The organism is Bifidobacterium sp. LH_730 (genome assembly GCF_056355835.1).
This window is the reverse complement of record NZ_JBKETB010000004.1, coordinates 168,961-185,684: the sequence shown is the minus strand read 5'-3', so window position 1 is coordinate 185,684 and position 16,724 is coordinate 168,961. Positions and strand designations below refer to the sequence as shown.

25 protein-coding genes are annotated in these 16,724 nt (G+C 60.8%); 3 read left to right on the top strand and 22 right to left on the bottom strand.

The features are described from left to right. Positions 1-538 precede the first annotated feature (538 nt). The 18 genes from AC1AUD_RS07240 to AC1AUD_RS07155 all read right to left on the bottom strand — a co-directional run bounded on the left by AC1AUD_RS07240 (position 539) and on the right by AC1AUD_RS07155 (position 10,106). Positions 539-1,300 (bottom strand): hypothetical protein, encoded by a 762-nt coding sequence (locus AC1AUD_RS07240; RefSeq protein ID WP_476573475.1) that lies wholly within the window; start codon positions 1,298-1,300, stop codon positions 539-541. A 23-nt stretch (positions 1,301-1,323) separates the two neighbouring features. Beyond that, a complete protein-coding gene (locus AC1AUD_RS07235) occupies positions 1,324-1,509 on the bottom strand; it encodes a hypothetical protein (RefSeq protein ID WP_476573473.1) in 186 nt (61 codons plus the stop codon). After that, the gene (locus AC1AUD_RS07230; protein ID WP_476573472.1) at positions 1,506-1,964 is read right to left on the bottom strand and encodes a hypothetical protein; all 459 of its coding nucleotides are present in this window, start codon (positions 1,962-1,964) and stop codon (positions 1,506-1,508) included. The genes AC1AUD_RS07235 and AC1AUD_RS07230 overlap by 4 nt, the downstream gene beginning before the upstream one ends. Further along, positions 1,957-2,283 carry a hypothetical protein gene (locus AC1AUD_RS07225; protein ID WP_476573471.1) on the bottom strand — a complete coding sequence of 109 codons (327 nt, stop codon included), beginning with the start codon at positions 2,281-2,283 and terminating at the stop codon, positions 1,957-1,959. Before AC1AUD_RS07225 ends, AC1AUD_RS07230 begins: the two co-directional genes overlap by 8 nt. A 2-nt stretch (positions 2,284-2,285) precedes the next feature. Beyond that, a complete protein-coding gene (locus AC1AUD_RS07220; protein ID WP_476573470.1) occupies positions 2,286-2,522 on the bottom strand; it encodes a hypothetical protein in 237 nt (78 codons plus the stop codon). Further along, the gene (locus AC1AUD_RS07215) at positions 2,519-2,776 is read right to left on the bottom strand and encodes a hypothetical protein (RefSeq protein WP_476573469.1); all 258 of its coding nucleotides are present in this window, start codon (positions 2,774-2,776) and stop codon (positions 2,519-2,521) included. The genes AC1AUD_RS07220 and AC1AUD_RS07215 overlap by 4 nt, the downstream gene beginning before the upstream one ends. 3 nt (positions 2,777-2,779) lie before the next feature. Next, a complete protein-coding gene (locus AC1AUD_RS07210) occupies positions 2,780-5,176 on the bottom strand; it encodes a bifunctional DNA primase/polymerase (protein WP_476573467.1) in 2,397 nt (798 codons plus the stop codon). Positions 5,177-5,469: 293 nt separating this feature from the next. Next, a complete protein-coding gene (locus AC1AUD_RS07205) occupies positions 5,470-6,255 on the bottom strand; it encodes a hypothetical protein (protein WP_476573465.1) in 786 nt (261 codons plus the stop codon). Positions 6,256-6,264: 9 nt separating this feature from the next. After that, positions 6,265-7,335 (bottom strand): hypothetical protein, encoded by a 1,071-nt coding sequence (locus AC1AUD_RS07200; RefSeq protein ID WP_476573463.1) that lies wholly within the window; start codon positions 7,333-7,335, stop codon positions 6,265-6,267. Continuing rightward, a complete protein-coding gene (locus AC1AUD_RS07195; RefSeq protein ID WP_476573461.1) occupies positions 7,319-7,507 on the bottom strand; it encodes a hypothetical protein in 189 nt (62 codons plus the stop codon). Before AC1AUD_RS07195 ends, AC1AUD_RS07200 begins: the two co-directional genes overlap by 17 nt. Continuing rightward, positions 7,504-7,938 (bottom strand): hypothetical protein, encoded by a 435-nt coding sequence (locus AC1AUD_RS07190; RefSeq protein WP_476573460.1) that lies wholly within the window; start codon positions 7,936-7,938, stop codon positions 7,504-7,506. Before AC1AUD_RS07190 ends, AC1AUD_RS07195 begins: the two co-directional genes overlap by 4 nt. Further along, a complete protein-coding gene (locus AC1AUD_RS07185; protein ID WP_476573458.1) occupies positions 7,935-8,327 on the bottom strand; it encodes a hypothetical protein in 393 nt (130 codons plus the stop codon). Before AC1AUD_RS07185 ends, AC1AUD_RS07190 begins: the two co-directional genes overlap by 4 nt. An 11-nt stretch (positions 8,328-8,338) precedes the next feature. After that, complete coding sequence (locus AC1AUD_RS07180; RefSeq protein WP_476573456.1) at positions 8,339-8,782, bottom strand: RusA family crossover junction endodeoxyribonuclease; 444 nt, start codon at positions 8,780-8,782, stop codon at positions 8,339-8,341. Then, complete coding sequence (locus tag AC1AUD_RS07175; RefSeq protein ID WP_476573455.1) at positions 8,779-8,988, bottom strand: hypothetical protein; 210 nt, start codon at positions 8,986-8,988, stop codon at positions 8,779-8,781. The genes AC1AUD_RS07180 and AC1AUD_RS07175 overlap by 4 nt, the downstream gene beginning before the upstream one ends. After that, on the bottom strand, positions 8,979-9,278 hold the full coding sequence (locus AC1AUD_RS07170) for a hypothetical protein (RefSeq protein ID WP_476573453.1): 300 nt from the start codon (positions 9,276-9,278) through the stop codon (positions 8,979-8,981). The genes AC1AUD_RS07175 and AC1AUD_RS07170 overlap by 10 nt, the downstream gene beginning before the upstream one ends. Beyond that, positions 9,279-9,503 carry a DNA-binding protein gene (locus AC1AUD_RS07165; protein ID WP_476573452.1) on the bottom strand — a complete coding sequence of 75 codons (225 nt, stop codon included), beginning with the start codon at positions 9,501-9,503 and terminating at the stop codon, positions 9,279-9,281. After that, positions 9,487-9,807 carry a hypothetical protein gene (locus AC1AUD_RS07160; RefSeq protein WP_476573451.1) on the bottom strand — a complete coding sequence of 107 codons (321 nt, stop codon included), beginning with the start codon at positions 9,805-9,807 and terminating at the stop codon, positions 9,487-9,489. Before AC1AUD_RS07160 ends, AC1AUD_RS07165 begins: the two co-directional genes overlap by 17 nt. A gap of 53 nt (positions 9,808-9,860) precedes the next feature. After that, complete coding sequence (locus AC1AUD_RS07155; protein ID WP_476573449.1) at positions 9,861-10,106, bottom strand: XRE family transcriptional regulator; 246 nt, start codon at positions 10,104-10,106, stop codon at positions 9,861-9,863. 137 nt (positions 10,107-10,243) lie between these two features. On the opposite strand from AC1AUD_RS07155, the gene AC1AUD_RS07150 reads away from it, so the two are divergent. The 3 genes from AC1AUD_RS07150 to AC1AUD_RS07140 are packed head-to-tail and all read left to right on the top strand — an operon-like array spanning position 10,244 to position 11,632. Next, positions 10,244-10,615 carry an XRE family transcriptional regulator gene (locus tag AC1AUD_RS07150; RefSeq protein ID WP_476573447.1) on the top strand — a complete coding sequence of 124 codons (372 nt, stop codon included), beginning with the start codon at positions 10,244-10,246 and terminating at the stop codon, positions 10,613-10,615. A gap of 31 nt (positions 10,616-10,646) precedes the next feature. After that, a complete protein-coding gene (locus AC1AUD_RS07145; RefSeq protein ID WP_476573445.1) occupies positions 10,647-11,054 on the top strand; it encodes an ImmA/IrrE family metallo-endopeptidase in 408 nt (135 codons plus the stop codon). 47 nt (positions 11,055-11,101) lie between these two features. Beyond that, positions 11,102-11,632: a hypothetical protein gene (locus AC1AUD_RS07140; protein ID WP_476573444.1), complete on the top strand. Its 531-nt coding sequence runs from the start codon at positions 11,102-11,104 to the stop codon at positions 11,630-11,632. Positions 11,633-11,692: 60 nt separating this feature from the next. On the opposite strand, the gene AC1AUD_RS07135 is transcribed toward AC1AUD_RS07140, so the two are convergent. From AC1AUD_RS07135 to AC1AUD_RS07120, 4 genes are all read right to left on the bottom strand, one after another. Beyond that, positions 11,693-12,934: a tyrosine-type recombinase/integrase gene (locus tag AC1AUD_RS07135; RefSeq protein WP_476573442.1), complete on the bottom strand. Its 1,242-nt coding sequence runs from the start codon at positions 12,932-12,934 to the stop codon at positions 11,693-11,695. A 166-nt stretch (positions 12,935-13,100) separates the two neighbouring features. Then, positions 13,101-14,201 (bottom strand): redox-regulated ATPase YchF, encoded by a 1,101-nt coding sequence (ychF, locus tag AC1AUD_RS07130; RefSeq protein ID WP_476573440.1) that lies wholly within the window; start codon positions 14,199-14,201, stop codon positions 13,101-13,103. Positions 14,202-14,359: 158 nt separating this feature from the next. Beyond that, the gene (gene proC / locus AC1AUD_RS07125) at positions 14,360-15,142 is read right to left on the bottom strand and encodes a pyrroline-5-carboxylate reductase (RefSeq protein ID WP_476573438.1); all 783 of its coding nucleotides are present in this window, start codon (positions 15,140-15,142) and stop codon (positions 14,360-14,362) included. Positions 15,143-15,303: 161 nt separating this feature from the next. Further along, positions 15,304-16,710: an alpha/beta fold hydrolase gene (locus tag AC1AUD_RS07120; protein ID WP_476573436.1), complete on the bottom strand. Its 1,407-nt coding sequence runs from the start codon at positions 16,708-16,710 to the stop codon at positions 15,304-15,306. Positions 16,711-16,724 lie beyond the last annotated feature (14 nt).

Genomic DNA, 16,724 nt, shown 5'->3' with positions numbered 1-16,724 from the left:
TCGTTGGGATCCCGGTGCATCTCGATCAGCTCGCTGCGTTCGTATGGATAATGATCTGCGACTGTCGAAGGTTTGCCGCATAGTCCGCTGTGCCTGCCGCACCCACCCACTCGGGTATCCCCTGGGCATACGCAGAGGGGGTCGCGTGCCAGTACTTGGCGGCGGAATCGTTGGTGGCCTGCGCTCGCGTATGGGTTTCCTTTTGGCCGGCGCTTCCGGTCGGCCTTGCGGGCGCATGCGTCGCACCTCGCCCCGTGGTCTATGAGGTTGGGACAGCCGGGGGTCGAGCATACTTTCCAAGGCATTGCGTATCCCCCGATTCGAATGCGACGGTGAATGCTCGCATGCCCAATGCCATACGCCTGTCCAGTTCCCTCGGGTCTTGCGCAACTTCGGGCGGGACTTCGACGGTGATGACTCCCACCTGGGTGAGTCCGGTGCTCAATGCTATGTCGCAGGTGATTGGCATGGCTGCACCGCCGTAGGTATGCGAATGGGCCGGAAGCGTTTTGCTTTCCGGCCCAATAATCCACTGCAATTATCGGTGACAGTCTGGCGATTTGTCAAGTTCGACGAGCCGCCACACGTCTCCGTACCGGTATTCTCCGGATTCGTCGGCGTGCAGTCTGCCGCGTTTGGCCCACTGGTTGATGGTGTTGCGCTTGACGTTGATGCCGCAGGTGGCGAACACTTTGGCTATCTCGGATGCGCTGCCTTTCTTCGCCGGGTCTTCGCAGAGTCGGTTGAGCCATGCGAGCTTGACGGTGAGCACGCGCTGTTCGGTGCCGCACACTGGGCATGTGACCCACTGGTCTCGGCTTCCTGCGGTCAGCGTGATGCCGCACAGCGGGTTGGTGCAGTTGCCTATCGGCTGTTGCTCCGATGGCGGGTCGAGGATTTCGTCGATGCGTTTGGCGAGGCGTTCGAACGTGTCCATGTAGAGGCCTGCGTCGTGGAATCTGCCGAGCCTCGCGTGCCTTGCACACAGGATCAGCGTCTCGCGCAGATCCGGCTCATGCCGCTGCTCGGTGCCGTCGAGTATGTGCCACAGCTGGTGCGCGGTCGAGTCGAGGATGTCGATGAGGTCGAGCACGTCGAGGCGGATCGGAGTCGGTGGCACGCTTGGCTGGATCCTCGTCGGCTGATGGCCTCCGGGGTGCAGCGTCGCGTCGAGGCTGTCGCGCATCGGTGTCACGTCCTTGGATAGGCGCAGCAGCGTGCGTGCGAACCTGATGTGGCATCGCAGGCACAGCGTTCGTCCTTCCTTTGCCGTGGCGTGGCATGATTGGCATTCGCCCATTTCCGCTCCTTGTCTGACTGGTGTCACATTCCTTCGAAGCTCGGCGGTTCGATGAACCGCACTCTGGTGTCGATCTTGCTGATGGCCGGATGGTTGATGACGGCCTGAACCTCGGCCTCCGGGATCTTCAGCTGCGCTGCTATCTCCTTGGCCTTGTAGCCGTTGCCGGCCATCTTGAGGATGAGTTCCCGTCTTGCCATCGTGGTCATGTGAGCCTCCTTATTGGCGTGTTCCATATGCGTTTGAATTCCTGTAGTTCCTCGTCGGTCAGCTTGATGTCCTTGCCCCACTGGGATTGCCGGGCTGCTGATTGTGGTGGCTTGTATGGCCGTCGGCTGATCGGTTCAGTCCAGCAGCGATGTTCGGCGAGGTATCGGCCGTCCGGTTTGATGCCGCGCTCGCCGCACACGTCGATGAGTCGTGGCGTGGTGCTGCCATAGATTGGTTCGAGTCTGGTGAGCCTGCGGCCGAGGATTATCGCCACGGCCAGATCGTCGCCGGTGACCACGCCCGGATCCCATGACTCCCATACGCCTTGCTTGCATCGGAGGATCCAGTGTGAGCAGCCTCCGCAGATGTCGGATTCGAGCTTGCTGAAGTTGCCGGGCTGGGCGATGAGTCGTAGCCAGGACGGCTTCGGCTCGCAGGCCCGCTGTTTAGGCATCGTCGTCGCCTTCTTGGAATTTGCCGCCACATTTCGTGCATATCCAAAGTCCGGGCAACGGTGATTCCCATTCGTCCCACATCAGCGGAGCGCCGTCGTATGGACAGAAGGCGATATGCCGTTTCTCTGAATTCAGAGGTTCATCACTGAATTCAGAGATTCCGTGTTCGGCGTTCCATACGGCTCCCTCGATGAACGACGCTTGCTGGATTGCCCGGATAGCAGGCAGCATATAGCCTTCGGGATCGTTCTCGATGTCGGTGGAGGGTATCGGGAATCTGCGTTCTGCTTCGATTCCGGCGGCGAGTTTAACTCCCATCGCTAGTCCTCCAATTTCAAATCGTCAATTTCTCTGACGATGGACTTACATGCCCTGTACAGCGCACCCTTCAGATATCGGCCTCGATAACCATGCATATTGTCGATATAGCCTCGCATGAACAGCACCTTGTGTAGATCCCATGAGTTGATCCGGGTCTGCGCGAGAGGAATCGTATGCACGTTGCCCTGCTCGTCAATCGAGACGTAGTTAATGTCTACTCGTTCAATGACGCTCATCGTCCCTCCAAGTTGTCTGCTCCGTCGGCGTGTGCCCAATCGCAGTCGATGCCTCTGCCGTTGAAAACGAGGCAGGTTACGCGGCGAGTGTCGGGCATGGTCACGGTGCAGGTCTGGACGCTTCCTTCCGCCGCCGAGCATTCGTACTTGGTGATGCCTTCATGGCTGGATCCGCAGCCTGACAGAAACAGGATGATGACGCAGGTGATGATTCCGGTTGCCATCGTCGCGAGGAATGTCCTCGGATGTTTCATTGGTTATTCCTTTCCACTGAGTTGTCGTGTGATGGATTTCCAGATGGTCGCCAGCTCCGAGTCCTGCAGGCCACTGGCATGGCCCCGCGCGTACAGGTCTGATTCGATGGCCGGCCAGTTCTCCGGGTGATTGAGCGCACGTCCGAACGCCCAGTCGTGCAGCGTCTGGTTGCGCTGGCCTTCCGGCACCGGGGTCATGTCCGGGCTTGGCTGGCGGCGAGGCTGATCGTCGCCGGCCATGACCTGGGCGAGACTCAATCGGATCGGCTCGCGCTTCGACGCTGGCAGTTGATGTCGCGGCGCTGCCGGCGTTATTCGCGTCGGCTCCTTGCCCTCGATGCAGCCGATGGCCTCCAGCCACCTGCAGATCTCCACGCTTGCCTCCGGGATACCGTCATCGCCCGGCAGGTCGCACAGCTTGTAGTCGCCTTCGTTGACGTGCGAGCCTGCGCCGATGACGTACCCCTTGCGCTCCACGCGCAGATCCACCGGAATGCCGTCCGGATATTCGCTGGTCTTGAGATGGACTGCGTTCTTGACCTTGCCTTGAAGTGCGTCGGGAACGCGATAGTAGGCGTGCAGGCCTCCGGATGGCGTGCGCACGAGGTAGGTCGCCGGGAACGCTTTACTGCCATATCGGCCTACCCTGCGGTTGAGCACAGTCCAGCCGTCCTCGCCATCGGTCTTGCTCATATCCATGTCGATGACCATGAATCCCGAAGCGGGAACCACCGCGTAGGCGGGGGTGTTCGGCACCACGCCCGTATCCACTGCCGGATCCAACGCGAGCTTCTTCCAGTTGAACGCGCTCTTGTCCGGGTTCGCCGGCACATAGTCGCATTGGAATCCGAACAGGCTCGGAGCCAGCTGCGAGTCGAGTTCAAGCGGCACCGGAGGTTCCGGCACATCGGATTGCGCGTCATCGTCATGTTCCTCGGCCTTGATCGCCTTACGGTACACGTCGAAGCGTGACATATCCTCAACGCGAACAACACGTTTCTGTTTATCTCCGATTGAACGCGATGTGCTGTTGGTCAAACCGAGCAGCGCCATGACATCACGCGGAATCGGCTTATGGAACTCGTCGCGATAAGCGTCTCGCGATGCCACCGACTGCCCGTATTTTTCCTCGTTGGTCAGGATCTCGCTGATGATCCAGTACATCTCGTCGCTGATGGCTCGCGCCGGGCTGAGATTGACCAGCTCAGGCTCGTCGCTTTTCTCCCACAGTCGGCAGCTGGCCGCGTAAAACGCAGCCGGATGCTCGCGTATGAACAGTTCGATGGCATGGTATTCATCGAAGCTGCGCCCGTCGGAACGGTGCATCTCGATCTTGACGAACCTGCGCTTGTCGGACGGCTCGGAAGAATCCGCGAACGGCATGTTGGTCAGAATCACGATGGTCGCCGTCGGCTTCGTCGAATAGTACTTGCCTCCAACCACTCGTGCATTAACGGTCGCCCCTGTAGAGAGCGAGCGCAATGCCGGCAGCATGTCATCTGTCACTTCGGCGGCTTCATCGTCGTAGGCGAACGCCATGCCGGCCATAGCGTCGTTCATCGATTCCGCAGACAGGCTGAAGCCCTTCTCACAGTATTTTGCCGCGCTGAACGCCGGATATGACTTGCGGTCTCCGAGCACTGCCTGAACTGCATTGACCATGAGCAGCGTCTTGCCATCGCCACCATGCCCGCTCAGCACATAGCTGAGCTGCTTGAACGGTTCGAGCCAGGGCGTGGCGAACATGCGCAGCAGGTTGCTGCATGATTTGTCGTCGACGGTCAGCCATTTGCAGATGTTCACGGCTTGTTCGATTGCCTGGTTGCTCATGCCCTTCGGGTCGAACGTCTGGGTCACTGCCATGTCGGTGTCACCACGCACGCAGATGACGCAACCACCTTTTCGATACCACACGCAAGGGTCGATGCGAACGCCTCGCTCCACCTGCTTAAACCATTGCGAACGTTTCGATTCGCGCAGGATCGTGGCGCTCATCGCGTAGTTGCGGCTGCGGTCGTTGCTGCTGTTGCCGATGTGGTATTCGTCTTCGATGCTTTTGATCGGGTGCCAGCTGTTGAGCAGGTACCTGTCTCCGTGGTGGTCTTCCACGTCAGGGTCGCGTCGCCAGAGTCGTTGCTGGCTCGGGCAGTAGCGCAGATGGCCTTCCCTGAGTTCCCAGATTGCTTTTTGGTATCCGGCGTGCATGACGAGCTGTTTGCCTTTGCGCCCGTCGTTGTCATTGTCGGTGACGAGCTGCAGCGATTTGCCGGTAATGGTCATTACGCGGTCGAAGTCGTTCGGCGGAGTGAACGTCAGGTCGAGCAGGCTGAAGCAACCGGTGTACTTCGCTGGCAGATCCTCGGCTTGGATTGGAGCGTAATCGTCGTACTGCCCTGCCATCGTCTTCCTTTCGATTTCGATTTGGCGGACCTTATCTGCTTACGCTTTCTTTGCCATAAAGGAGAACAGTAAACAAAGAGATATATAGATACCCCATAGCTGTTTTCTCGTTTTATGTATATATGTAAATTTGTAAGCGATAAGGCTTGGAATCATTGGGTTTTGGCGCTTACGTTGATATGTAAGCGTCTCGTAAGCTGTTACGTAAGCGCTTACATACGCTTACGTAACAGCTTCGTGTTCATGTCACACCGCTTACGTTGCTTACGTAACGTGTGACATGGCATCGATAATCAGAATTCGGGTTCGGATTCGCTGCCCACGATCTGGTTGCCGGCGGCTGCGAGCACCTGCTGCACGTCGATGCCCATCATGCCGGCGATTTCCTGCGGGGTCTTGCCCAGGGCCTTGAGCTGCAGGATCTGCTGCGTCTGCTGCGGGTTGGGCGCGGCGGGGTTCGCGGGTTGCTGCGGCGTGACGTACACTGCCGGCGCTGGTGCCGGTGCGAATACCGCCGCAGGCGCGGGCTGCTGCGCCATCGCCTGCGGATCGTTCATCGCCGCGTCGAGTCCCGCCTTGTGCGGATTGCCGGGCACGACGACGTAGGTGTAGAGCTTCGCGTCGTTGTATCCGCGCTGCTTGGCCGGCTGGGTGCTGGAGAACGTGGCCGTCAGCTGGTCGCCGACGCGCGGATAGTCGCCCACGCCGGCCTGCTGGCTGGCCTGCTTGAGCGCCTTGAGGTTGTAGCCCTTGACGTACACGGCCCGCATGCCGTCGTCGTATTCGCGGTTCGGGTCATGCTGGCTGGTCTTCAGGTGGATTACTACCTGCGGCTTCGGGTTGCCGTTCGGATAGAACAATGGCGCTCCGGTGGTGAAGTCGGTCTGCTGCTGCGCTTCAATGCTAGTGATCTCGCCGCTCACCGATGCGCCGATCTGGTCGTCCTTGCTGAACGCGCTGGGCGTGCCGCCCTGCATGACCGAGTCGAGGCTCATGCTCACCGGCTGCTGCGCCTGCTGCGGCTGCTGGTAGCCGTTCTGCTGGAAACCGTTTCCCTGCTGATAGTTGTTGCCGTACATGTTTTGTCCTTAGTCCTTGAAATTCGAATATGTTGGTTCGAGCAGTTGCTTGAGCGTTTCCCATTTGGCGGGTACGTCCGGATACTGGTTGTCGTTCAATGCGGCGAGTTCGCCCAATTGGTCGTCGGGCCAGCTGCCGCATTGGAAGCAGTGCGTCGGGCTGGTTGGCAGCGAGTGGATCCATGCGTCGCGCACGTCCAATCCGTCTGCCAGTTCGATGCAGTCCATGAGGTTGATGAGCAGTTGCGCGCGGCCCATCGCCCACTGGCCGGGCTTCGGGTCGAACGGCACCTCCCATGCGTAGGCTTCGTCGAGCGAGGCCTTGGAGCGCGGCAGCATGAACACGCAGTTGCGTTCGCACCGCTCCCCCGCGTTCTCCAAGCCGATGCCGTAGAGGCTGGCCTGCACGCGGTACTGCTGCGACGGGCCGTGCGCCTTTGCCGCCTTCATGGTGGTGTCGCCGGTTATCTTCCAATCGACGGTGCTGCCGGTCTTGCGGTCGTACAAATCGATTGAGCCATGCAGTTTGCTCGCCCCATAGATGCCGGACAATGTGCCGACCTTGACGCGCATCTCCGTTTCGAAGCGGGGACGGATCGTCTTGCGTGGTTCGCCGGTGAGTTCGTCCGGCTCCATGCGTTCGACGGTCTGGATGCCTTTGAACTCTTGTTCGAAGTGCTCATGCACGCAGGTGCCGATGAACGGCAGCCACGATGGCTTGCGCTTCTGGGGCCAGCCGGCGAGTTTGGCGGCGAGGCAGTGCAGACAGTCGGTGCCCAGTTCGCTCGGCCCGATCTCCGACTGCCTCTCCCTGGGCTGTTCCCTGATGCCGGTCTCGATCATCATGCGGATCTCCGGCCACAGGCGCGGCTCTTCGTCCGTAACGACCTTGGTGGGTGGATTCGCCGGCGGCTCGTCGCGCAGCTCACCCGTCAACGGGTCGATGTCCGTGTTGCGCAGGCCGATGATACGGCCTTCGCCATCGGTGAGCACGTCCGGATCGTCCGCATGCGCGTAGCCGGCAGGCAGTTCGTCCGCTTGCGCCTGGGCGACTGCGAGTACGTCATCGACGCTTGCCATGTTTCCTCGCCTTCGCTTCACGATGGTCTTTGATGATCTGCTCTGCGATGCGTTCGCAGGTCTCGTGGAGTTTGTCGGATCGGAGCATGTACAGGTCGTCGCTGAGTTCCTGCGCCTCGTCGGCCTCGGTGATGCCGGTGGCGATGATGTTCGCGATGCGTCCGGCGTTCATTCGACCACCACGCTCGGCTTGGAACGCACGATCAGTTCCTCCACCGCGAGTTCCCCGACGAGCTTGGCGACGTTGGTCAGGCTCTTCGGCTTCAGCTCGTAGAGGCGCGGATTCTGCGCTGCGGGATATTCGGCCATGAAGCGTTTCGCGTCGAGGCTGCGACGGCCCTGCTTGACGATGACCTTGAACGCGCCGGCGGGATAGCTGCCGGGTTCCGGATGCTCTTCGGCGATGCGCGCCTTGAGCGAGTCCAGTTCCTCCTGGCGCACGCTGATCTCCGACTGCAGGGTGGCGATGCGTTCGGCCTGCTTGATGAGCAATGCTTCGCGCTGGTCGGCGAGCGCATCCTCCCGCTGCTGTTCGACGGTCATGCCCTTGGAGTGCTGGATCGTCTTGATTTCCTCTTTGATGTCTGACTGTGTGGCGATCATCGCTTGTCCTCGCTGTTCTTGTCGGCAGATTCGATTGCCCCGGCGGCTTCCTCCATGACTTCGGCGACGACTTCGTCGATGTCGGGCTGTCGCGCCTCGTCGCCGGTCTTCTGTTCCCAGAGCTGCTGCATGCTGCCGGCGGGATTGCGCAGCAGTCGGCTGATGGCCGCGCCTTCCTTGACGACGTGCTGGCAGATGTCGATGCACTTGGCGACGATCTCGGCCTTCTGGCCGGCGAGGTTCTTCTTGGCGATGGCCTGATCGGCCTTGTCGATGAACGCGCTGGCCGCGTCGGCGATCTTCGATGCCGCCGGGTAGAGCGCGGCGAGGTCGGCGGGCATGTTCTCGTCGTCGATGAGCGTCTGCGTGATGTATTCGGTGTGGTTCATTGGTTTGCCTTTCAATCGGTTTCCATGAGTTCGCTGATGAGAATGAATGTGTGCGGCTCGTATGGCCGTCCGTGATGCAATAGCGGGTCGCCGGTCTTGCGTTTTCGCTTGGTGCCCTTGCGTGCGCCGGGAACCATTTCGTCGGGCAGCACCTTGGATACCCGCGCTTCGACTATCTGCACGTCGTCGCGGTAGGCGACTCCGTTCAGTGCGTCGGTGACCAATTTGGCGAGGTTGTCCCAATCGCGCGGGTGGCGCGAGGCCATGAAGAACTTGATGCCCACCTGCACCGGCCCTTCGATGGGTTTCACATCCCCGTATTTGCGGCGGAACTCCGAATACACTCGGTTCTCGGCGTTCTTGGTTCTCTGGTCGGTGATGCCGTGGCCGTGGTAGACGCGCGGCCTCGCCTTGGACAATGGATCGCCGGGCACGGTCAGTTCGAACACGTTCACTCTTCGTCGCCTCCCAACGGCTTGCCGAGTATCGCGGCGAGCGTGACGGAGATGGCGAGCACGATGAGGTGGAGCATGCTGAACGAGCCTTCACGCAGCAGTCCGGCGAACAGCCACATGCCCGCCCAGATGGCGGCGACGATGATGGCGGAGAATGCGAGCAGCCATAGCGCCATGAGGATCTTCTCCCTACGGTTCATCGCCATGCGCCCTCCTTTTCGAGTCGGTCGACGAGCGCCATGTACTCGTCGTATTTCCCGTATTCGCTGTGGTGGTCGAGCTGGGCGACGACTCCCTTGGTACCTTGGATCTCGGAGAACGCGAGCGTGGTCTTGCGCGCCCAGTCGGGGAATACGGCCTGCAGCTCGTTCCAGCTGTCGCGGATCTGCCCCAGTAGCAGGCGGATGCGTTCGGCTTCCTCGGTGTCGAGCCGTTCACGTGCGGTGAGCTTGAGTTCGCGGCGACGGCCTTCCTGTTGTTTTTCGCTGCTGCTCATCTATTCCTCCAATCCTCGGATCCATCTGTCCATCGACTCCTTGCTGACCTTCGGCCTGCCGGGTTTGCCCTCGCGGTTCGGCGGTCTGAATATTTCGAGGTCGCCGGCGTTGATGGCATGCAGCAGGCCCTTGTAGTCGAGCGAGTACACCTGCGCGGCCTGCGCCGGAGTCCATGCGAGGCGCTGCCCCAATGGGACGCGGCTTGAATCAACTGGCGCTCCCATCGCAGGCGTTCACCTCCCTGAACTCGTGCAGCAGATGCGGGTGCCCGTCGGCCTCGTCCTTGAGCTGGGTGGCGTGCAGGTTGAGCAGGTAGGCGAGCCGCTGGGCCGTCTCCGGTTCCAGCGCGATGTGTCGTTCGATGCCTTCCTGTCCGACGGTGAGCATCACGCGGGCTTCGTCGCCGGCTCCGGGCCTGACGATTCCCACGGTGGCCGTCGATGGCGTGTCGGTGAGCAGCGGCGCAATGTTCGGTTCCTGACTGCTGACGGTCAGGCCTGCGACGCTGTTAGAATTGGCCTCGGTCATTTGAATGTGTTCCTTTCATTTGGCTATTGCCGCCGCTGGTACCGGCGGCATTTTCATTGGTTGATCTGTTTGATGCTGTCGATGGGCTGGAGCAGAAGCATGAGCAGCTGCAGCAAAGTCAGGTCGAACAATCCGGCCAGATGCTCCATGTCGCTCATCGTGAAATCGCTGTCGCCGTTGAGTTTCTGCCCCACATACTGCGGGCTGCAGCCCAACGCTTCGGCAACGTCTGCCTTGGTCTTGTGCCTACGTGCCATTTCGCCGCGCAGGTTGTCTCGCATCAATGTGGAATCGCTCACTCTCCAACACCTCCCTTCGTCGTGTGTTGCGCGTTCCTGAAAGCTGACAGTTTCAGAATTTACTCAATTGCATAATCCATAGTTTTACGCAATTGAGTAATTTCACATTTTCTGCGCAATTGGATAAAATGTTTGGAATGGGCAGCAAACCGAACACAGAAGTGACAGCCGGCGCGAAGCTGGTTATGGACTACTGCAAAAGATTGCAGGTGAAGAGCGGATTGAACGCAGTCGATTTCGCGAAGAAGTGCGGAATGGGACAGAATTACTGGTACGTGCGCGCGCGTTACGATGCGCCGCTGACCATGAGTGACTGCGAGCATATCGCCAGAGCCAACAACATGTCGCTACGTGACCTGTTCCGCAATGCCCTAGGTTCCAGCGATTCCGAGCACATTGATAATATTTCGCAGACAACGGGCGGCATCGCTGTAGACCCAAGACAGTTCGACATCGCGGCGAACATGGATCCCAACCGTGACATAGAAAGCGAGACGCCAGACGACTGATATCGATTCCCTGTACGCGCAGGCCTGGGGCATGGGGCTGCGCGTCGAAGAGGACACACTGCCCAGGGGAATGAACGGCTACTACTGCGACGGGCTGCGCCTCATCGTCCTGCACAACAGGCTCAACGACAGACAAAAGCTCTGCACGTTGCAGCACGAGATAATCCACGCACGTCATCACGATGCAGGATGCGGCGGCATCGCCAACATGAGGGCCGAGCATCGGACACGAAAGGAAACAGCGCTGACGCTCATCTCACCCATCGAATACCAGATTGCCGAGTCAGTATATGACGGAGAGTCATATCGCATGGCCGTCGAGCTGGGCGTAACGATGCAGGTGCTTGGAGACTACCGACAAGTGCTGGAACAGCAGCGAGGTAGTCTTGCATCTACTTCGCTGCAGAATAGAAACGTCAGCGCACTTATATACAGGTGAAAACCATGAGATCAAAACCATCGATAGTCATAGCGGCAATATCATGCGTGGCGCTCGTCTTCGGGCTTTCGGCATGCGGCCAAAGCGAGGCTGATAAGGCTGCGGAAGCTGCAAGAAACGAGCAACGGAAAGAAGAAGCATTGGCCGAGCTTGGTGCAACGCCACTGCCTTCCGGGCTGAAAAGCGAATGCACCGGAACCGATTCGAGACTGCCATCGGTGGCGCTGGATACCAGCGGAGACTATATCGGCGTCGAAATTCCTGGCAATGACCAAATCGAAGCGGCAAACGACTACGGATACTTCATCACGATAAAAGGATCCGTCACGACACAGCTTGGCTTCAAGAACGTTGTGTCCACCGGTGAAACCTATCGCTACATATACAACATGGGTAACAGCAAGCAGAAGAACTATGGGTCGTGGGATGAGTCAACGATCCAGAACGGAACTTTTGTCACAGCATTGCCGTCGAATGCAATCAAGGGAAATGTCGGAACGGAATGGTCTGCCGTACTGAATATCGATGGTCAGGAAGTCGCGTCATGCCCGGCTGACGGAACGGCCAAATTCGAGTGACCCTATTACGGGAATGCGCCGCGAGGTTCAACTACCACGCGGCGCATTCCTTTATTGCACCTACTCCTCGATGACTTCGGCCTCCACGACTTCGCCGCCGAGATCCGGGATCGCAGCCGCCATGAGCTGGCCCAATGATGCCGCGTCGCGATGCGTGTACTGCATGGTCATCTGCATGCTCGTGTGGCCCATGATCGCTATGCGCGCGTCGTCGGGCATGTTCGCCCTCGCGGCCATCGTCGCCATCCAATGGCGGGCGGAGTGGATCTTCACCTGTGGCAGGCCAGCCGCCTTCAACGCCTTCATCCACTGGTATCGCTCCGTGCTGCCGCACACCGGGTTCCCGCGAGCCGAAGTGAACACGAAGTCGCGCATGTCGATGCCGTTCGCACGGATCCACGCCCACAGCCTATCCCACAGTCGGACGCCGATCGGCACGAACCTGTCGGCGGATCGCGTCTTCGGCGTGGTCAGCCACAATGAGCCACCGATATGCTCGGCCTCCAGCCAGTTCGGTATCACCACGTTCTCCGGCCTGCCATACCGCTGCAACTGCTGTCGCACGTGAATGCCGGGCTGGCCGTCGCGCAGCTCCAGCTCGTAGGGCATGAGCGCGTACCGCTCGCCCTCTCGCATGCCGGTCTCGAACGCCAGCTCGAACAACAAGGACCACATCTCCAGATCCTCGTCCGTCTGCCGCTTGCCGCGCCGCGCCTGCGGCATCGATGCCGCCGCCTCGATCATGCGCTTCGGCTGCTCCGGGCCGAGCACGTCCACGATCCTCTGCTCCACGCGCGGAGGCCGCACCCTGCGGCACGGGTCGATGGGAATCAGTTCCTCCAGCTCCGCCTGGTCGAGCACCATCTTCAGGCTCACGAAACAGTCCTTGGTGGTGCTTGACGCGAGCCTCTTGCCTAATGTGCGCGTGCAGACGCGGATGTGTTCGGCGGTCAGATCCTTGAGCCTGACGTGCCCGATGATCTCGCAGCAGGCCGCGAGCCTTCCCGCGCGGTTGCGGTAGGTGGTCGGCTTGACGCGAGTCCTGTAGTCCTCAAGCCAGCGCTCCACGTAATCCTTCAGATAGGGCGACTTCGCGCCGGGCATGAGGCCGGTGCGCTCCATCTCCGCCACCTTCGCCTCGAAGCGCTCGCGGGCCTCTGCCTTGGTCTTTCCCTTCGCCTCGATGCGTCTGGGCTTGCCCGTCGCCGGGTCGGCTCCGAGTTCGCGCCGGAAATGCCATGTGCCGTTCTTGTCACGGAACACGCTTCCCGCGCCCTTGGTGCGTCGTCTCGTCTCCGCCATGATGCCTCCGTTGTCTGCTCTGGAGGGCACCTTAAGGGCACCTTATCCAAGTGACAAACGGCCAGAAACGTGGAATAAACCGCCATTCCTGTTAAACGCAAAAACGGCGCATTTCCAACGCTCCGGAGACTGGAATCGTTGGAAAAACGCCGTTTTCAGAAGCTAGTTACTTGCCCTTGCTCACGTTGAATTTAAACTCGACGATATCGCCGTCGGCCATGACGTAGTCGCGGCCTTCCTGGCGGAGCTTGCCCTCCTCCTTGATCTTCGTCATCGAGCCGTCAGCGGCGACGAAGTCGTCGTAGGAGACGATGTCGGCTTTGATGAAGCCCTTTTCGAAGTCGGTGTGGATGACGCCGGCGGCCTGCGGGGCGGTGTAGCCCTTGTGGATCTGCCAGGCGCGCACTTCCTTCTCGCCGGCGGTGAGGAAGGTGGACAAACCGAGCGTGTCGTAGCCGACGCGCGCCAGCTGGTCGAGGCCGGATTCGGACAGGCCGGCGTCGGAAAGCATCTCGCGGGCGTCCGCCTCGTCGAGTTCGGTCAGGTCGGCCTCGAACTGCGCGTTGAGGAAGATCGCGGGCGCCGGCGCCACGGAATCGGCGAGCTTCTTCTTGAGCTCGTCGTTGGCCAGCTCGGCATCATCCACATTGAACACGTAGATGAACGGCTTGGCGGTCATCAGGTGCAGATCATAGACCGATTCCTTGTCGAAACGGCCCTCACGCGCGGCCTTGTCAAGCGTTTCGCCGGCCTCGAGGATGGTCTTGGCCTTCTTGACGGCCTCCATGTATTCCGGTTCGATCTTCTTGCCGCGCAGATCCTTCTCGAGCTTGGGCAGCGCGTTTTCGATGGTCTGCATATCGGCGAGGATCAGCTCGGTGTTGATCGTGTCGATGTCGTCGGCCGGGTCGACGTGTCCGTTGACGTGCACGATGTCATCGTCCTCGAAGGCGCGCACGACCTCGCAGATCGCGTCGGCCTCGCGGATGTTGGCGAGGAACTTGTTGCCCAGGCCCTCGCCCTCGGAGGCGCCCTTGACGATGCCGGCAATATCGACGAAGGTGACGGTGGCGGGCACGATCTTCTCGGTGTGCACGAGCTTGGCGAGCACGGGCAGGCGGTCGTCCGGCAGCGGCACGACGCCGGCGTTCGGCTCGATGGTGGCGAAGGGATAGTTCTCCGCGAGCACGTTGTTGCGGGTCAGGGCATTGAACATGGTGGACTTGCCGACATTGGGCAGTCCGACGATTCCGATGGTAAGAGACATGGTTCACAGCCTACATTCCCGCCACGTCAACCGTGGCGGTGTTCTGTTATGTCATCCTGAGCGAAGGCCGGAGGCCGGAGTCGAAGGATCCCGTGGTGCGAGATGCTTCGACTCCGCTCAGCATGACAATAGGGGCGCTCAGTGTGACAAGGAAGCGTTCAGCCGACGATGGCGTCGACGGCTTTGATGACGGCGCCACGGAACGCGCTTTCCTCGAGCGAGGCAACGCCCTTGATCGTGGTGCCGCCGGGCGAGCAGACGGCATCCTTCATCGCGCCCGGATGGTCGCCCGTCGCCAGATGCAGCGCACCGGTGCCTTCGATCATGCGTGCGGCAAGGCGATACGCGGCAGCGCGCTGCAGGCCGTGCTTGACGCCCGCGTCGCCCAGGGACTCCAGATACATATCGGTGAAGGCGGGCGCGCAGCCGGCGATGACCATGGCGATATCCATATGCGCGGTGTCGACGCGCTCGATGAGGCTGATCGGCGCGAACAGACGCTCGAAGGACTCCGTCTGCGCCCCGGTCAGCGTGTTGGCGGCCTCGGTGACGAGCACGCCTTTGCCGACAGCCATCGGCGTGTTCGGAATCGTGCACTGGATATGCGCATCCGCACCCAGCAACGCTTGGTAGCGTTCCAGATTCCAACCGGCGGCGATGGAGACGATCATCTTGGCCGGGTCGGCGAGCTGCGCCGCCAAGGGGCCGAGCACTGCTTCGATCTGATATGGCTTGATGGCCACGATGATGGTATCGGCCGCGGCCACGACTTCGGCCGCATCGACCAAGGAACGCACGCCGAGTTTGGCCGCGTTCTCCTTGAGCTTGTCGTAGTGCGCGGCGCAGGCGACGATATCGGTCGCCGGCACGACGCCAGACTCGACCCAGCCCTTTGCGATGGCCTGGGCCATGTTGCCGTATCCGATGAATCCGATGGTCATGTTTGAAATCCTTTCGTCATTTCCTCCCCTTGGAGGGGAGGTGCCGCGAAGCGGCGGAGGGGTAGATGATGCGTGTTGTGGCAATACGCGTGGGTCTCTCCCTCCGTCGCGCTGCGCGCGCCACCTCCCTCATCAGAGGGAGGATAAATGGCTATTCCAGCTTAGAAGAGTTCCTGCAGGTCGCCGCGGTTGAGGGCCTCTTGCCAGAGGCGGCCAAATACGACGGAGCCGTGCAGGCCGTCGTGTTCGAACTCGTTGGTGGTCCAGTAGTGGGAGCGGCCGATGCGGGAGAGCGTGTCGAGCTGCATCCCCGAATCGACGTACATATCGTCGAAGTAAACGGCGGACTGCAGCGGCACCTCGTTACGGGCGAGCTGCGCGAGGTCGTAGAGCCGCCCGAAATGCATGTCCTCCATGAGCAGGTCCATGGCCGGCTTGAACGGACGCAGCGCGGCTTCCTGTTCGAACATCCACGGGAACATCGCCTCGCCGGTGAACAGCAGCGGTCGTCGGCCCGCATCAAATTCAGGGTGAGTATCGCGCACACGCTGCGCAGCCCAGCGGATCGGGGACCATAGGTCTCCGTCGGCGTAGATGAACTCCTGCAGCGGCCAGTAGAGCGGACGCGAGGAGGTGGCGGTCATCACCTTGGCGAGGAATTCGTCGGAGAGCGGCGAATCCGCCGAGGCCGAACCGTCACCGTCGAGGAAGGCGGAGTCAAGAATCCAGTGGACGCGTTCGAAACTCGGCTTCATACCGAAGTCGGAGCCAAGGCACTGCAAACGTTCGACGGTGAATGGGTCACCGTTGGGCAGTAGCGGAACTTCGCGTCCATCAACAGACACCCAGTGCCCGTCCTCACCAAGCCGCACCTCGCCAGCGGCCGGCAGCCGGTAGGCAACGGCGGCCACGCGCTCGACATCCTGCGGATAGCGCTCGTAGAACTGCGCGGTTTTGCGCGCCATGCGCGGGAAGGTGTGCTCATAGACCTCGGTGGCGTCGGCCGGCACATGCGGGATGCCGCCGGTGGTGAACGAGGCGATGACGCTCTCGGGGAACAGGGAGAGGTAGCTCAGTGTGAGGAAGCCGCCATAGCTTTGTCCAAGCGTCACCCATCGACGTCCGCCGAATTCGGTCAAGCGCAGGTGCTCGAAGTCCCGCACAATCGAGTCGGCGAGGAAATGCTTGAGATACGCGGCCTGCGCCGCAGCGCCATCGTCGGAGTCGGCGAGCGCCGCCATAGTGTGCGTGTCGATGCGGTTGGAGCGTCCGGTGCCGCGCTGGTCGGGCAGGATCACGCGGAAATGCCTGATGGCCTCGGCGATCCAGCCATCGGAGGTCGGGTCGAGCGGGCGGGGCCCTTCGCCGCCGGGACCGCCCTGCAGGAAGACCAGCAGCGGCAGGTCGGCGCGCACGTTCTCGGGCGAGGTCAGCACACGGTAGAACAGGCGGATCGTCTCCCCGTCGAATCCCGCGCCGGGTTCGCGTCCGCTCCAATCCAGCGGCACGTCGATGGCATGTTCCTCGACGGCCAGTCCGGGCACATAGTAGGTGTGCAGCAGCGTCATATCCCTCCTATTCC

Coding starts and splice junctions, on each gene's coding strand:
- AC1AUD_RS07210 (WP_476573467.1), bottom strand. CDS start 5,176: ATGGCAGGGCAGTACGACGATTACGCTCCAATCCAAGCCGAGGATCTG.
- AC1AUD_RS07205 (WP_476573465.1), bottom strand. CDS start 6,255: ATGTACGGCAACAACTATCAGCAGGGAAACGGTTTCCAGCAGAACGGC.
- AC1AUD_RS07215 (WP_476573469.1), bottom strand. CDS start 2,776: ATGAAACATCCGAGGACATTCCTCGCGACGATGGCAACCGGAATCATC.
- AC1AUD_RS07230 (WP_476573472.1), bottom strand. CDS start 1,964: ATGCCTAAACAGCGGGCCTGCGAGCCGAAGCCGTCCTGGCTACGACTC.
- AC1AUD_RS07150 (WP_476573447.1), top strand. CDS start 10,244: ATGGGCAGCAAACCGAACACAGAAGTGACAGCCGGCGCGAAGCTGGTT.
- AC1AUD_RS07135 (WP_476573442.1), bottom strand. CDS start 12,934: ATGGCGGAGACGAGACGACGCACCAAGGGCGCGGGAAGCGTGTTCCGT.
- AC1AUD_RS07145 (WP_476573445.1), top strand. CDS start 10,647: ATGGGGCTGCGCGTCGAAGAGGACACACTGCCCAGGGGAATGAACGGC.
- AC1AUD_RS07220 (WP_476573470.1), bottom strand. CDS start 2,522: ATGAGCGTCATTGAACGAGTAGACATTAACTACGTCTCGATTGACGAG.
- AC1AUD_RS07170 (WP_476573453.1), bottom strand. CDS start 9,278: ATGAGCAGCAGCGAAAAACAACAGGAAGGCCGTCGCCGCGAACTCAAG.
- AC1AUD_RS07240 (WP_476573475.1), bottom strand. CDS start 1,300: ATGGGCGAATGCCAATCATGCCACGCCACGGCAAAGGAAGGACGAACG.
- AC1AUD_RS07235 (WP_476573473.1), bottom strand. CDS start 1,509: ATGACCACGATGGCAAGACGGGAACTCATCCTCAAGATGGCCGGCAAC.
- AC1AUD_RS07165 (WP_476573452.1), bottom strand. CDS start 9,503: ATGGGAGCGCCAGTTGATTCAAGCCGCGTCCCATTGGGGCAGCGCCTC.
- AC1AUD_RS07195 (WP_476573461.1), bottom strand. CDS start 7,507: ATGAACGCCGGACGCATCGCGAACATCATCGCCACCGGCATCACCGAG.
- AC1AUD_RS07175 (WP_476573455.1), bottom strand. CDS start 8,988: ATGGCGATGAACCGTAGGGAGAAGATCCTCATGGCGCTATGGCTGCTC.
- AC1AUD_RS07185 (WP_476573458.1), bottom strand. CDS start 8,327: ATGAACCACACCGAATACATCACGCAGACGCTCATCGACGACGAGAAC.
- AC1AUD_RS07190 (WP_476573460.1), bottom strand. CDS start 7,938: ATGATCGCCACACAGTCAGACATCAAAGAGGAAATCAAGACGATCCAG.
- AC1AUD_RS07200 (WP_476573463.1), bottom strand. CDS start 7,335: ATGGCAAGCGTCGATGACGTACTCGCAGTCGCCCAGGCGCAAGCGGAC.
- proC (WP_476573438.1), bottom strand. CDS start 15,142: ATGACCATCGGATTCATCGGATACGGCAACATGGCCCAGGCCATCGCA.
- AC1AUD_RS07225 (WP_476573471.1), bottom strand. CDS start 2,283: ATGGGAGTTAAACTCGCCGCCGGAATCGAAGCAGAACGCAGATTCCCG.
- AC1AUD_RS07160 (WP_476573451.1), bottom strand. CDS start 9,807: ATGACCGAGGCCAATTCTAACAGCGTCGCAGGCCTGACCGTCAGCAGT.
- ychF (WP_476573440.1), bottom strand. CDS start 14,201: ATGTCTCTTACCATCGGAATCGTCGGACTGCCCAATGTCGGCAAGTCC.
- AC1AUD_RS07120 (WP_476573436.1), bottom strand. CDS start 16,710: ATGACGCTGCTGCACACCTACTATGTGCCCGGACTGGCCGTCGAGGAA.